Source organism: Brevibacterium sp. NPDC056726 (assembly GCF_042790515.1).
GTDB lineage: Bacteria > Actinomycetota > Actinomycetes > Actinomycetales > Brevibacteriaceae > Brevibacterium > Brevibacterium sanguinis.
Genome location: NZ_JBHTYZ010000003.1, coordinates 81,067 through 95,075, shown reverse-complemented (window position 1 = coordinate 95,075; position 14,009 = coordinate 81,067). Strand labels below are relative to the sequence as shown.

The 14,009-nt window shown below is 69.0% G+C and carries 13 protein-coding genes and 1 pseudogene; 11 read left to right on the top strand and 3 right to left on the bottom strand.

Annotated features, from left to right (window positions below; all coding sequences use genetic code 11):
• Position 1: 1 nt before the first annotated feature.
• Both ACFQ91_RS06735 and ACFQ91_RS06730 read right to left on the bottom strand, forming a co-directional pair.
• The gene (locus tag ACFQ91_RS06735; protein WP_211978126.1) at positions 2-226 is read right to left on the bottom strand and encodes a sulfurtransferase TusA family protein; all 225 of its coding nucleotides are present in this window, start codon (positions 224-226) and stop codon (positions 2-4) included.
• A complete protein-coding gene (locus tag ACFQ91_RS06730; RefSeq protein WP_344251434.1) occupies positions 223-1,278 on the bottom strand; it encodes a YeeE/YedE family protein in 1,056 nt (351 codons plus the stop codon). The genes ACFQ91_RS06735 and ACFQ91_RS06730 overlap by 4 nt, the downstream gene beginning before the upstream one ends.
• Positions 1,279-1,549: 271 nt before the next feature.
• Between ACFQ91_RS06730 and ACFQ91_RS06725 the strand changes: the two genes are divergently transcribed.
• The 6 genes and pseudogenes from ACFQ91_RS06725 to pcaC all read left to right on the top strand — a co-directional run bounded on the left by ACFQ91_RS06725 (position 1,550) and on the right by pcaC (position 6,847).
• The gene (locus ACFQ91_RS06725) at positions 1,550-2,746 is read left to right on the top strand and encodes a 4-hydroxybenzoate 3-monooxygenase (protein ID WP_344251435.1); all 1,197 of its coding nucleotides are present in this window, start codon (positions 1,550-1,552) and stop codon (positions 2,744-2,746) included.
• A 17-nt stretch (positions 2,747-2,763) separates the two neighbouring features.
• A complete protein-coding gene (pcaH, locus tag ACFQ91_RS06720; RefSeq protein ID WP_344251436.1) occupies positions 2,764-3,564 on the top strand; it encodes a protocatechuate 3,4-dioxygenase subunit beta in 801 nt (266 codons plus the stop codon).
• A complete protein-coding gene (gene pcaG, locus ACFQ91_RS06715) occupies positions 3,557-4,129 on the top strand; it encodes a protocatechuate 3,4-dioxygenase subunit alpha (protein WP_344251437.1) in 573 nt (190 codons plus the stop codon). Before pcaH ends, pcaG begins: the two co-directional genes overlap by 8 nt.
• A 55-nt stretch (positions 4,130-4,184) precedes the next feature.
• Complete coding sequence (locus ACFQ91_RS06710; protein WP_344251438.1) at positions 4,185-5,540, top strand: lyase family protein; 1,356 nt, start codon at positions 4,185-4,187, stop codon at positions 5,538-5,540.
• A gap of 14 nt (positions 5,541-5,554) precedes the next feature.
• Positions 5,555-6,325 (top strand): annotated as a pseudogene (locus ACFQ91_RS06705) (alpha/beta fold hydrolase); the annotation flags it as partial.
• A 96-nt stretch (positions 6,326-6,421) separates the two neighbouring features.
• Positions 6,422-6,847 (top strand): 4-carboxymuconolactone decarboxylase, encoded by a 426-nt coding sequence (pcaC, locus tag ACFQ91_RS06700; protein WP_376871364.1) that lies wholly within the window; start codon positions 6,422-6,424, stop codon positions 6,845-6,847.
• Between the two features lie 10 nt (positions 6,848-6,857).
• Here the strand turns inward: pcaC and ACFQ91_RS06695 are convergent, their stop codons facing one another.
• On the bottom strand, positions 6,858-8,279 hold the full coding sequence (locus tag ACFQ91_RS06695; RefSeq protein ID WP_344251455.1) for an MFS transporter: 1,422 nt from the start codon (positions 8,277-8,279) through the stop codon (positions 6,858-6,860).
• Positions 8,280-8,439: 160 nt separating this feature from the next.
• Between ACFQ91_RS06695 and ACFQ91_RS06690 the strand changes: the two genes are divergently transcribed.
• From ACFQ91_RS06690 to ACFQ91_RS06670, 5 genes are all read left to right on the top strand, one after another.
• Positions 8,440-9,651: an MFS transporter gene (locus tag ACFQ91_RS06690; RefSeq protein ID WP_344251439.1), complete on the top strand. Its 1,212-nt coding sequence runs from the start codon at positions 8,440-8,442 to the stop codon at positions 9,649-9,651.
• A gap of 131 nt (positions 9,652-9,782) precedes the next feature.
• A complete protein-coding gene (locus ACFQ91_RS06685; RefSeq protein ID WP_137825180.1) occupies positions 9,783-11,219 on the top strand; it encodes an MFS transporter in 1,437 nt (478 codons plus the stop codon).
• Between the two features lie 242 nt (positions 11,220-11,461).
• On the top strand, positions 11,462-12,292 hold the full coding sequence (locus ACFQ91_RS06680; RefSeq protein WP_137825181.1) for an ABC transporter substrate-binding protein: 831 nt from the start codon (positions 11,462-11,464) through the stop codon (positions 12,290-12,292).
• Between the two features lie 134 nt (positions 12,293-12,426).
• On the top strand, positions 12,427-13,218 hold the full coding sequence (locus ACFQ91_RS06675; RefSeq protein WP_198500565.1) for an amino acid ABC transporter permease: 792 nt from the start codon (positions 12,427-12,429) through the stop codon (positions 13,216-13,218).
• Positions 13,219-13,224: 6 nt separating this feature from the next.
• Positions 13,225-14,007 (top strand): amino acid ABC transporter ATP-binding protein, encoded by a 783-nt coding sequence (locus tag ACFQ91_RS06670; RefSeq protein ID WP_137825183.1) that lies wholly within the window; start codon positions 13,225-13,227, stop codon positions 14,005-14,007.
• The last annotated feature ends 2 nt before the right edge of the window (positions 14,008-14,009 follow it).

Genomic DNA, 14,009 nt, shown 5'->3' with positions numbered 1-14,009 from the left:
CCTACGCCTTCTGGACGGTGATCGTCCACGAGGCGTCGCCGGTCCGATCGAAGTGCGTGACCGGGTAGCCGTTCTCCGCCGCCCACTGGGGAATCGCCTCGGTGGCCTGGGTGCAGTCGAAGTTGATGACGAGTTCGTCACCGACGCTCAAGCCGCTGATCGCGTCCTTGGCCTCGACGAGGGGGAAGGGGCAGACGAGCCCGTTGGTCTCGAGGATCTGTTTCATGCTGTCCCGCTTCCTGCGGGCACCGGGGTGCTCGCTGCGCTGCGTGGTCTGATGGTGGCCTTCGCGGCGATGACGGCGCCGACGATCATGAAGAACGTCGCGACCCAGCCCTGGTATTCGAACTGTGCGGTCGAGACCATGGCGTTGCCGACGGTGCAGCCGCCGGCGATCGCCGCGCCGATGCCCATCCCGACGCCGCCGGCGATCGCCTTGAGCAGCGTCTCACGGTCGGGCACGCGGATCCGGAACTCCCCGGAGGCCTTCGCGGCGATGAACGAGCCGACGAGGATGCCGATGACGAGCATGACTCCCCAGTCGACGAGGGTGACGTCCCCGGTCGCGAAGTAGGTGACGAGGTTCGCCGAGGGGGTCGTGATGCCGAGCCCGGAGTTGCGTCCCGTCGCCGCCGACAGCGGCCAGGCGAGGGTGGCGATGACGCCGATGATCGCGGCCGTGGCGAACGGGTTCCACCGCTTCTCGAAGAGGAGGTGGGCCAGTCCGGTCCGCCGCGGGGGAAGCGTGGCCACCGGGGTGGTGAGCTTGCGGTTGTGGCGGATCGTCAGCCACACGGCGACGCCGGAGAGTGCGATCGCGAAGACCCACGGGCTCAGCCCGGTCGTCGCACTCAGGGTGCCGTCGGGGACGGTGATCGACCGCAGCCCTTCGGTGAGTCCCGCGGCCGGCCCGGTCTTCATGATCGCGGCGGTCAGGGCGAAGAAGATCAGCGCCATCCAACTGCCGACGAGTCCTTCGCCGACCCGGTAGTACGTGCCCGTGGCGCAGCCCCCGGCAAGGATCATCGAGGCCCCGAAGATCAGTCCGCCGAGGATGGAGGCCAGCCATGGGAACGCCGACTGCTCGAGGGTGATGATCCCGAGCGAGCTGAAGGAGGCGAGGCCGATCGCATGGACGGCGATGACGACGATGAGCGCGGAGAACCACCGGGTGTTGCCGGTGAGCGTGAGATCGCGGAAGGCGCCGGTGACGCAGAAGCGTCCGCGCTGCAGGACGAATCCGAGCAGCAGCCCGACGACGAGACCGGTGATGATCATGGATGGCCTTCCTGCCGATGTGCACCGGGGACCGTCCTGCGATGACGGGGCCCAGGTGTTGAGCATTGCAGTGCAGAACAGGCGATCCCAACCCGAGCGAGTTCGGCAAACACTAGCCCGCACCGCCCACTATTGTTGAGCAATCACTCTCGCCGCGTCAATGCCGCGTCATGTGTCGTCACCCACGGACGCCGTTGAATGAGAAAGTTGTCGCGCCGGTTTCGTGGTGCGGAGCACACTGAGGTGAACCCTGACAGGCAAGGAGGCCTCAGTGCCAGATCTCCACACCGATGTCGCGATCGTCGGCGCAGGACCCGCGGGCCTCATGCTCGCCCATCTCCTGCACGTCGCCGGCATCGATTCCGTCGTCGTCGACAATCGCAGCCATGACGACATCGCGACGACCCATCGCGCCGGCATCCTCGAGGCAGCCTCGGTGCGGATGCTCGAGACCCCGGGCATCGACTCCCGCGTCCACACCGCAGGCCATCGCCACGACGGCATCGACATCCGCGTCGACGGGGTCAGCCACCCTCTCGACTTCCCGGACCTCGTCGGCGAATCCGTGTGGCTCTACCCGCAGAACGAGATCTACGTCGACCTCGCCGCCGCCCGCGCCCGCACCGGACGACCGACGTTCCACGCGGTGACCGACACCCGCCTCGACGCCGTCGAATCGCAGTCCCCGCAGGTGCGCGCCGTCACCGACGACGGTGAGCCGCTCACCGTCACCGCCCGGTACGTCGTCGGCGCCGACGGCTCCCGCGGCCCCTCCCGGGCATCGATCCCCGAGACCACGCGCAGGCGGTTCTTCCACGAGTACCCGTTCGCATGGTTCGGGATCCTCTGTGAGGCGCCGCCGAGCCACGAGGTCCTCATCTACTCCCGCTCCGCACGCGGCTTCGCCCTGATCTCCCAGCGCAGCGACACCGTCCAGCGGATGTACTTCCAGGCCCCACCCGACACCGAGGTCGCCGACTGGTCCGACGACCGCATCTGGACCGAACTCCAGGCCCGCGTCGAGGGCCCCGACGGCTTCGCGCTCCGGACCGGTCCGATCATCGACAAGACGGTTCTGCCGTTCCGCTCGGCCGTGACCGAGCCGATGCAGCACGGCTCCCTCTTCCTCGCCGGCGACAGCGCCCACACCGTCCCCCCGACCGGGGCGAAGGGCCTCAACCTCGCCTTCGCCGACGTCGCGGTGCTCGCCCCCGCCCTCGTGCGCGCCCTGCAGGACTCCGACGCCGAGGCGCTCGCCCGGTACTCGGCGACCGCGACGAAGCGCGTCTGGAAGGCCCAGAACTTCTCGTACCAGATGACGAGGATGCTCCACACCGACCCCACCGCGGATCCCTTCGAAGCCCGCCGCAGCCTCGGCGAGCTCGATTCGATCCTCACCTCCGACCACGGCCGCCGGTACCTGGCCGAGTGCTACACCGGCTGGCCGCACACCACCACCATCCCCTGAAGAAGAGAGGTCAGACCATGAGCGCACAGAAGCTCTCCGGTCCCGACGACGCCGCCGAATCGCAGGCGACGCTGAGCGCGGAGATCAACGAGATCGGCCGCGAGTACGAAGACGCCGTGGCAGCCGGCGCCCCGGTCGAGACGCAGCCGCGACTCGACTACCCGCCCTACCGGTCCTCGCTGCTGCGGCACCCGACGAAGGATCCCCGCCACACCGACCCGGAGACGATCGAGCTGTACTCCCCGGCGTTCGGCCACCGGGACATCGGCACCCTCGAATCGGATCTGACGATCCAGGCCGGCGGGGAGCCGATCGGCGAGCGCATCCGCGTCACCGGCCGGGTCCTCGACGGCAACGGCCGGCCGGTCGCCGGTCAGCTCGTCGAGATCTGGCAGGCGAACTCCGCCGGCCGCTACATCCACAAACGCGACCAGCACCCGGCCCCCATCGACCCGAACTTCACCGGGGTCGGGCGCACCCTGACGGGACCGGACGGATCGTACTCGTTCACGACGATCAAACCCGGTCCCTACCCGTGGAAGAACCACCACAATGCGTGGCGGCCGGCCCACATCCACTTCTCGCTCTTCGGCACCGAGTTCACGCAGCGGATGGTCACGCAGATGTACTTCCCCGGTGACCCGCTCTTCGCCCTCGACCCGATCTTCCAGTCGATCACCGACGAGAAGGCGCGCGAGCGCCTCGTGGCCACCTACGACCACGACATCACCGAACACGAATTCCTCATGGGCTACTCGTGGGACATCGTCCTCACGGGAGCCGAGCGGACCTGGATGGAAGAGGACGACGATGCCTGAGACCGAGTACACCGCCACCCCCGGCCAGACCGTGGGACCCTTCTACGGCTACGCCCTGCCCTACCCGGGCGACAGCGCGCTCGTCCCGCCGGCAGCGGCCAACGCCGTGCAGCTGGCCGGAGTCGTCTACGACGGCGCGGGGGTGCCCGTGCCCGATGCGATCCTCGAGATCTGGCAGCCGGACGAGACCGGCACGGTCTCCCGGGCGACGGGGTCGCTGCGCCGTGACGGCTTCACGTTCACCGGGTTCGGGCGCGCCGCCTGCGACCCCGAGGGCCGGTTCAGCTTCTCGACCGTCGTCCCCGGCCCCACCGAGGCGGGCAAGGCCGCCTTCATCAGCGTCGTCGTCTTCGCCCGCGGCCTGCTCAACCGGCTCTTCACCCGGGTCTACATCCCCGGTGACGCCGAGGCGCTGGCCGCCGATCCGCTGCTGTCCTCCCTCGACCCGGCCGAGCGGGAGCGTCTCATCGCGACCCGGGAGGCTGACGGGACGCTGCGTTTCGACATACGGTTGCAGGGAGAGGACGAGACCCCGTTCCTCCGGTTCCCCGGCCACACCGACTGAGATGGCCGTCGACCGAGACTGAGACGACACCGACTGAGACGACAGAGGAGACTGCATGAGCCGCACCCGGCTGCTCTTCGCCCCCGGCGATCTTCGCGGCGCCGACAGCGTCGACGATGCGGCGCTCGTCGGGGCGATCGGCGAGGTTGAGAGCGCGTGGGTGACCGCGCAGGCGGCGGCCGGTCTCGTCTCCGCGGAGACGCGGACCGCGGTCACCGGGGCCGTCGATGCCGTGACGTGGGACCTCCAGGCCGATGCGGAGGCGCTGGCAGGCCTGGCCGCCGACGCCGAATCCGGCGGCAATCCCGTCATCCCGTTCCTCACCCGGGTGCGCGCCCGCCTCACTCCCGAGGCGGGCCGTGCCCTCCACCGGGGGCTGACGAGCCAGGATGTCATGGACTCCGCGCTCGGCCTCCTCGTCACCCGCACGATCGCCGAGACCCGGGCGCGTCTCGACGTCATCACCGAGGCGCTCCGCTCCCTCTCCGAGGCCCATGCCGACACCCTGTGCCTGGCCCGCACCCTCACCCAGCCGGCGCTGCCGACGACGTTCGGTCTGCGGGTTGCGACGTGGGCGGCGGAGGTCGCCGAGGTCGCCGCTCTCACGCCCCGCAGCGACGCCGTCCAGGTCGGCGGGGCCGCCGGCACGCGCGCGGCGATCCGGGAGTTCGCCGGGGACCGCACCGAGGCGCTGCTGCGGGAGTTCGAGGTCCAGCTGCGCGGACCCGACGCCGCCCTCTCCCCCACCCCCGTTCCCTGGCACACCGACCGGGTCCGCGTCCTGACCTGGGCGACCCATTTCACCCAGTGCGTGGGTGTGGGCTCCTCGATCGCGCGCAACGTCCTCATCGGCACCCGCCCCGAGGTCGGGGAACTCGCCCTCGCCGCGACCGGCGGCTCCTCGGCGATGCCGCAGAAGACCAACCCGACCGTCGCCGTCCTCCTCCACCGCAACGGCATGCGCGCCCCGGGCCTGCTCGCCACGGTCGCGACGACCGGCGCCGCGGCCGTCGAGGAGCGCTCCGACGGCGCCTGGCATGCCGAATGGCCGGCCCTGTCCGCGCTCATGGTCCTCGCCCTGTCCTCCCTGGCCCTCCTCGAGGAGATGGCCACCGGACTGAGCGCCCGCCCCGAGGCGATGCGCCGCAACCTCGACGCCGCCGGTCCCGGCATCTACGGCGAGAAGCTCACGATCGTCTTCGGCGACCGCCTGTCGAAGGACGCGATCACGGAGATCCTCTCCGGTTCCGGCGACCCCGCCGAGCGCCTCGGCGCCGCCCTCTCCGCGACCCCCGGGCCGGTCCCCGACCCCGCGGAGCTGGAGGGATTCTTCGCACCGTCGTCCTACCTCGGCGAGGCCGAGGGCATCCGGGAGACGATCATCCGCACGACCGACCCGACCACCCCCTGACGAAAGCGACCACCGTGGAACTCACCGCCTCAGTCCTCACGACCCCGACCGCCCCCGTTGCCCGGGTCGTCATCGCCCTGCCCTCGCTCGGCACCTCGGTGGGCGCGCTGTGGCAGCAGGCGGCGAGCGCCCTGGCCGACATCGCCCCCGACACCGCGGTCATCGGCATCGACCTGCCCGGTCACGGTCGCTCCCCCGCCCTCGACGTGGGGGCCGGAGCGTCGCGCTCGGAGGTTCCCCGGGTCTCGATGGCCGATCTCGCCGAGGCGGTGCTCACGACAGTCGACCGTGTCCTTCCCGATGTCGTCGGCGACTCGGAGGTGGCCGTGTCGCTGGCCGGGGACTCGATCGGCGGTGCCATCGCCCTCCAGCTCGCCCTCGATCATCCGGAGCGGTTCGAACGGGCGGCGGTGTTCTGCACCGGGGCGAAGATCGGCGAAGCCCCGGGCTGGGAGGAGCGCGCGGAGACCGTCGCGATCTCCGGAACCCCGACGCAGGTCATCGGATCGGCCGAACGGTGGTTCGGCCCCGGATTCATGGAACGCGAACCCGAGGCCTCGGCGGCACTCCTCCATTCCCTCCAGGATGCCGACCGCTTCTCCTACGCCGCGCTCTGCTACACGCTCGCCGACTTCGACATCCGGGGGCGCCTGTCCGAGATCGGCCTGCCGCTGCTCGCCGTCGCCGGTGAGCACGACACTCCGACCCCGCCGACGAAGCTCGCCGAGATCGCCAATGCCGTCCCCGGTGCGCTCCTCGAGATCATCGAGGGAGCCGCCCACCTCGTCCCGATCGAGGCGCCCGTCGTCACCGCGGGACTCCTCTCCGACTTCCTCGCCGGCCGCGGCACGAGCGGGACAGAGACCGGGGCGGCTGCCGATGTGCCCCGGCCGACAGCCTCGGGACCGCGTGACGCCGACCGCGACGCCGTGTGGGAGGCGGGGATGGGAGTGCGCCGCGAGGTCCTCTCCGATGCCCACGTCGACCGGGCGAACGCCGCGATCACGGACTTCACCGCCGACTTCCAAGACCTCATCACCCGCTTCGCGTGGGGTGAGATCTGGACGCGGCCGGGCCTCGACCGGCGGATGCGCTCGGCGATCACGCTCACGGCGATGATCGCCGGTGGACACGAGGCGGAACTGAAGATGCACGTCAAGGCCGCGCTGCGCAACGGGCTCAGCCGCGACGAGGTCAAGGAGATCCTCCTCCAGTCCGCGATCTACTGCTCGGTGCCCTCGGCCAACACCGCCTTCGCCGTCGCCGCAGAGGCTCTCGCCGAGGTCGACGCCGACGGTCTCGACTGACCCGGCGCGCTCAGGCGCCGTCCGCGGCGGCGCCATCCTTGGCCGCGCCGTCCTTGGCCGCACCGTCCTTGGCCGCACCGTCCTTGGCCGCGACCTCGAGGTACTGGGCTGAGAGCATCCGGTAGGCGCGGGTGCCGAAGGCGGCGAGAGCGAGGACGATCGAGACGATGCCCGTCCACAGGAAGACGAGCGCGATGCCGCGCACGTCCCCCTCGCCGAGCAGCCAGCCCCAGCGGTCGGCGCCCGCATCGGTGCGCATGTACGGGATGACCCAGAACTCCGCGATCGGGGCGATGAGGAACGCGGTGATCGGCGCCGAGGCCGCCTCGAACGTCATGGCGAAGCCGAACACGCGGCCCTGCTGACGGAACGGCACGACCCGCTGGATGACCGTCTGCTCGGCGGCCTCGATGACCGGCAGCATGAGGAAGAAGCCCCACAGTCCGAGGCCGTAGAGGAGCCAGGACTCGCGCAGTGCGAAGACCGCGCCGAGCAGTCCGATGAGGCAGCAGAAGAGGAGCATCGTGCGGATCGGGTTGCGCCCGAGACCGAACTTCGCGACGAGTCCGCCGCCGATCATGAACCCGGTCGAGACCACGGCCAGGGCGATGCCCCAGGCCTGAGCGGACCCGAAGACCTCGATCCCGTAGGGGTCGGTGAGCGCCATGTAGACGCCGCCGACGAGGTTGTTGAGCGTCGTGAAGAGCACGAGCGCGAAGAGCCCGGGGGCGGCGAGGACCGCGGCGAGGCCGCCGCGGATGTCGACCCAGCCCGGCTGCCCCGCGGAGGCGACGATGACCGGCTCGGGGATCCGCAGGGTGAGGAGGTGGAGGAGGGAGAGGCCGATGAGGACGACGGCGATGGCGATCGACCAGCCCATCCCGAGGAACCCGACGGCGAGTCCGCTGAAGACGCTCGTGACGAGGAAGCCGAGCCCCTGGACGGTGCCGACGAGGCCGTTCGCGTTGGCGCGCTTGGGCCCGGGCACGAGCAGGGACACGGTCGTCGACAGGGCGATGCCGCGCAGCTGCTCGACGACGGCCCCGGCGAGCATGACGATGCTGAAGATCCAGAACCACGGTCCGCCGATGTCGAGGAGGATCGCATTCGGCACCGCCAGGTAGATGAGCCCGGTGACGGCGAAGAGGACGAGCGTGCCGGCCGTGGCGACGACCATGACCCGAAGCTTGCGGAACCGGTCGACGACGGTGCCGAAGAACATCGAGAAGAGAGCGACGAGGAGCATGTACGCCCCGCCGATGACCCCGGTGGCGAGCACCGATCGGGTCTCGAGGTAGACCCAGAAGGTCAGGGCGAACCAGAGGAAGCTCGTCGTGACGTTGGCGATGGCAGTGTTGACGAGGACATGGAGGAACGTCCGCTGTCCGCCCGGCGGCGGTTCGGGGTCAGCCGCATGGGGATCGTCGCTCATCACCGTCATGTCTCTCACAGTAGCCCGACGCACTGACATGGGACCGATCACATTGTGACGGCGCGGACTACCGGTGCCCGGTCGCGGGCACTAGGCTGGTGCGGTTGCCGCGGCCGCCCTGCCGTCGGTGAGAATCCGCACCCCATCCCAGAGGACAGCCATGAGCGATGCGCCCGTGCCCCGCCGGACCTACAAATTCGCCGTCTTCGCCCTCGCGATCGGCGCGTTCGGGATCGGCGTCACAGAGTTCGCCACGATGGGTCTCCTCCCGCAGATCGCCGCCGAGCTGCGCATCACCGTCCCGCAGGCCGGGCATGCGGTGTCCCTCTACGCCCTCGGCGTCGTCGTCGGCGCCCCGCTCATCACGACGATCGCCGCGCACATGGACCGCAAGCTCCTGCTCCTGTGCCTCATGGGACTCTTCGCCCTCGGCAATGTCGCCTCGATGCTCGCGCCGAATGCGGCGCTGTTCAACATCGCCCGCTTCGTCAGCGGCCTCCCCCACGGCGCCTACCTCGGCATCGGCGCGATCGTCGCGGCCTCGCTCGTGCCGGTGGGCCGCCGCGGCCGGGCGATGGCGAGGGTCATGCTCGGTCTGACGATCGCGAACATCGTCGGCGTGCCCGTCGCCGCGGCCCTCGGCAACGCCTTCGGCTGGCGCAGCGCCTATGCGCTCGTCGCCGCGCTCGGCATCCTCACCGTCATCATGGTCGCCATCGCAGTGCCCACGGTGAGACTCTCCCAAGCACCCTCGGCCCGCGGGGAGATGAAAGCCCTGGCGCGGCCGCAGATCATCCTCACGCTGCTCGCCGGTTCGATCGGCTTCGGCGGCATGTTCGCCGTCTACACCTACATCACCCCGACGATGACCGAGGTCGCCCATGTCCCGGAGACCGCGATCCCGTGGGTGCTCGCCGTCTACGGTCTCGGCATGACGGCGGGTTCGCTCATCGCCGGTCCGCTCGTCGACAAGTCGATCGAACGGTCGGGCACCGGCGGCATGATCCTCTCCGCTCTCGTCCTCGCCGCGTTCGGGGCGTTCACGGAGAACGCCGCGGTCGCGATCGTCGCGCTCTTCTTCATCGGCATCGCAGGGTCCATGATCACGACCTCTCTGCAGATGCGGCTGCTGCGCGATTCGACCGACGCCCCGAGTCTCTCGGCGGCGATGAACCACGCGGCGTTCAATCTCGCCAACGCCCTCGGCGCGTGGCTCGGCGGCATCGTCATCACCGCCGGTCTCGGCTATCGGGCACCCGCGTGGGTGGGGGTGGGCCTGTGCATCGCCGGTCTCATCGTGCTGACGATCGCGATCGTCCTGCGCCGGAAGGGCCCGGCCGCGTCGTCGAGCCGGACGACGCTCGACCTGTGATCCTCCGCGCCCCGGCCGGCGATCTCAATTTCTGAGACACAGGCTGTGCGCCTGCTGAGACGAGCGTAGTGTCGGTCCGTCCACACGAGCACGACTGCCCGTCTTCACCACCACAGCGGAGCACAGAGAACATGTCCACCGAAACACAGCCGGACGGCGCGCCCGCGCAGTCCGCAGCCGAGTCCGAGGCGATCGCGGCGACGAGGAAGAACAACACGCGCGGCAAGGTGCTGAGCGCCTCGATGGTCGGCACGACCATCGAGTTCTTCGACTTCTACGCCTACGCGACGGCGTCCTCACTCGTCTTCCCCGCCCTCTTCTTCCCCAACCAGACCTCGACGACGCAGCTGCTGAGCTCGTTCGCGATCTTCGGCGTCGCCTTCGTCGCCCGCCCCGTCGGGTCGATCATCTTCGGTCACTTCGGCGACCGCATCGGCCGGAAGAAGACGCTCATCGCGTCCCTGCTCATCATGGGCATCGGCACGTTCCTCATCGGCCTCCTCCCCACCGCCGAGACCCCCGGCTGGGTCGTCCTCGCCCCGCTCCTCCTCGTCCTCCTCCGCTTCTCCCAGGGCGTGGGCCTCGGCGGCGAATGGTCGGGCGCGGCGCTGCTGGCGACGGAGAACGCGCCCAAGGGCAAGCGCGCGATCTGGGGAACATTCCCGCAGCTCGGCGCGCCCGTCGGGTTCATCCTCGCCAACCTCCTCTTCGTCGGCCTCAACTCGTGGCTCTCGCCCGAGGCGTTCCTCGCGTGGGGCTGGCGGATCCCGTTCCTCCTCTCGGCCCTCCTCGTCGCCGTCGGCCTCTACGTCCGGCTCTCGCTCATGGAGACCCCGGCGTTCCAACTCGTCGAGCAGCGCCAGCAGATCTCCCGGGCCCCGATCGGCCGCGTCTTCACCGGCAGCTGGCTGCCGTTGCTGCTCGGCACGTTCATCATGCTCGCGACCTACGTCATCTTCTACTTCATGACCGCGTTCACGCTCACGTACGGCACGTCCCCGGCGACGGTGGAGCAGGCGGAGACCGCCGCCGAGGCGGCCGGCAAGCCCTTCGATCCCGCGGGCTTCGTCGCGGGGCTCGGTTATGAGAAGAACGAGTTCCTCACCTACCTCATCATCGGCGTCGTGTTCTTCGGCATCTTCACCGTCGTCTCCGGACCGCTCGCGGAGAAGCTCGGACGCCGGAAGATGCTCATGGGCGTCACGGTGCTCATCGCCGTCTACGGGCTCGCCGTCAACGTGCTCTTCAACGCGGGCACCGTCGGCGTCGTCGCCGCCCTCATCATCGGCTTCACCCTCATGGGTCTGACGTTCGGGCCGATGGCCGCGTACCTGCCCGAGCTCTTCCCCGCCAACGTCCGCTACACGGGTTCGGCGGTGTCGTACAACATGGCCAGCGTCATCGGCGCCGGTCCCGCACCGTTCGCGATGGTCGCGCTGTGGCAGGCCGAGGGAGGCACGATCTTCTGGTGCGGCCTCTACATCGTCGCCGCCGCGTTCCTCACGTTCGTCGCGCTCTACTTCGCGAAGGAGACCGCGGACCTCGACATCGAGGCCGAACTGAGCTGAGTCCCGACCCAGCCGAACGCAGAGCTGAACTCAGCAGAGCAACAGCCAACGCCGAGGTGGACCCGCAGGTCCGCCTCGGCGCTTCGTGCAACGGTTTGGCAACGACCACCTCGGCGAGGGCCGACGAAACATCGATGTGACACAGGACACGGTACGATTCCTCACAGATGCCGCTCAGAATTCGGTTGCTGAGCGGCGCACATGCGTGTGACATCGCCGTCACCGACGATCTGGGAGGATCCATGAAACGACGCTTGACCATGGCCGCCGTGGCCGCTGGCGCTCTCTTCGCCCTGTCCGCATGCGGAGGTGGAGGATCGGGTTCGGAACCGACGGCCGAGGGCGGGGTTCCCCTCGTCAGCGAAGGACAGCTCACCGTCTGCTCCGACATTCCCTACGAGCCGTTCGAGTTCGTCGAGAACGGCGAGAACGTCGGCTTCGACATCGACCTCGCCCAGGGCCTGGCCGACGACCTCGGCGTCGAGCTCAACGTCATCACGACCGCCTTCGAGGCCATCCAGTCCGGGTCGGCGCTCGACACCGCTCAGTGCGACATCGCCCTGTCGGGCATGTCGATCACGGAGGACCGGAAGACGAAGATGGACTTCTCCGCGCCGTACCTCAAGGACAACCTCGGGCTCATGGCGACGAAGGAGTCCGGCATCAAGGGAATCGCCGACGTCAAGGGCAAGGAGGTCGGCGTGCAGCAGGCGACGACCGGTGAGACCTATGCCCAGGACAACGGCGCCACACCCGTCCAGTTCGAGGATTCGGGGCTGATGACCCAGGCGATCCAGACCGGTCAGGTCGATTCGGTGATCGGCAACATCTCCATCATCTCCACCGCCGTCGCCGCTGACGACAACCTCGTCTTCGTCGAGGAGTACGACACCGGCGAGGTCCTCGGCGCCGCGGTGAAGAAGGGCAATCAGCCGATGCTCGACGCCTTCGGCACGACGATGCAGCGCCTCTACTCCGACGGCGCCTACGACGCCGCCGTCGACAAGTGGTTCGGCGACGTCGCCGATGCCGCGCGGATCCCCGAAGCGGATCGGGCGGCGACGACTCCCTGACGTCCGTCCACGAGGCCCGGTCGGCGTGATGCCGGCCGGGCCTCGGCAGGTTCCCGTTCACCGACACCGCATGCGGCCCACCCCGCCGGATGCATGAGGGCTCCTCACATCGGGCCCAGAATTCTGGAGGCACTTTGGCTCTCAGCGTGCGCCAGCGCGAGCGAACATCCCGCGGCATCCAATACGGCATCCTCATCGTCGCCGTCCTTCTCGCCGTCTTCCTCGCCGACTGGCAGACGATCTACCTCAAGTTCTTCAATCCCGACGTGATCGCGGCGCAGTTCCCCGAGATCATCACGACTGCGCTCGTCAACACGATCATCTACACGGCGCTCGGGTTCGTGCTCGCGCTGTCGCTCGGGATCCTCCTCGCGCTGATGAAGATCTCGTCGGTCGCTCCCTACCGGTGGATCGCGACGGCCTACATCGAGCTCTTCCGCGGCGTGCCCGCCCTTCTCGTCTTCCTCGCGTTCGGCTATGCGGTGCCCTACGCGTTCGGCATCCGGATGGACACCTATGTCACAGTGATGCTCGCGCTCGGCATCGTCGAGTCCGCCTACATCGCCGAGACGATCCGCGCCGGGCTCCAGGCCGTGCCGAAGGGCCAGTACGAGGCGGCGCGGTCGCTGGGCATGTCCCACACGCGGGCGATGGTCACGATCGTCATCCCGCAGGCGTTCCGCATCATCCTGCCGCCGCTGACGAACGAGATCATCCTCATGACGAAGGATTCCTCGCTCATCTACATCCTCGGACTCACCGCCTCCCAGTACGAGCTGACGAAGTTCGGCAGAGAGGCGATCTCCAATCCGGAGGCGGGGCTGACACCGCTCGTCGTCGCCGGTGTCTGCTATCTCGTCATCACGGTCCCGTTGGGGATCCTCGCCCGGCGCTTCGAGTCGCGCACCGCCAAGATCAAGAAGTAGGACGATATGTCGATTGCATCGAAACCGACCGAGGACATCCACGCCGAAGGGTGCACGATCACCGGCCTGCACAAGTCCTACGACGATGTCGAGGTGCTCAAGGGCATCGATCTCGACGTCAAGCCGGGTCAGGTGGTCTGCCTCATCGGACCCTCAGGATCCGGGAAGTCGACCCTGCTGCGCTGCGTCAATCTGCTCGAGCAGCCCAACGCCGGGACGATCACCGTCGCGGGCTACGACGCGACGGACCCCGATGTGGAGATCAACAGTCTGCGCCGGCATGTCGGCATGGTGTTCCAGGCATTCAACCTCTTCCCGCACCTGACGGTCATGGACAACTGCACGATCTCGCAGCGCCGGGTGCTCAAGAGGGGCAGGGCGGAAGCGGAGCGGATCGCCCTCGACCGCCTCGCACAGGTGGGGTTGGAGGGCTTCGCCGAGCGCTACCCCGATCAGCTCTCCGGCGGCCAGCAGCAGCGCGTCGCGATCGCCCGCGCGCTCGCGATGGACCCCAACCTCATGCTCTTCGACGAACCGACCTCGGCGCTCGACCCGGAGACCGTGGGCGATGTCCTTCAGGTCATGCGTCGCCTCGCCGAGGCGGGGATGACGATGGTCGTCGTCACCCACGAGATGGAGTTCGCCCGCCAGGTCGCCGATCGTGTCGTCTTCATGGACGGCGGGGTCGTCGTCGAGGAGGGCCCGGCCAGGGACGTCATCGGCAATCCGCAGGAGCAGCGGACGAAGGACTTCCTCTCTCGCGTCCTCCACCCGGGACAGCTGGAGTAGCA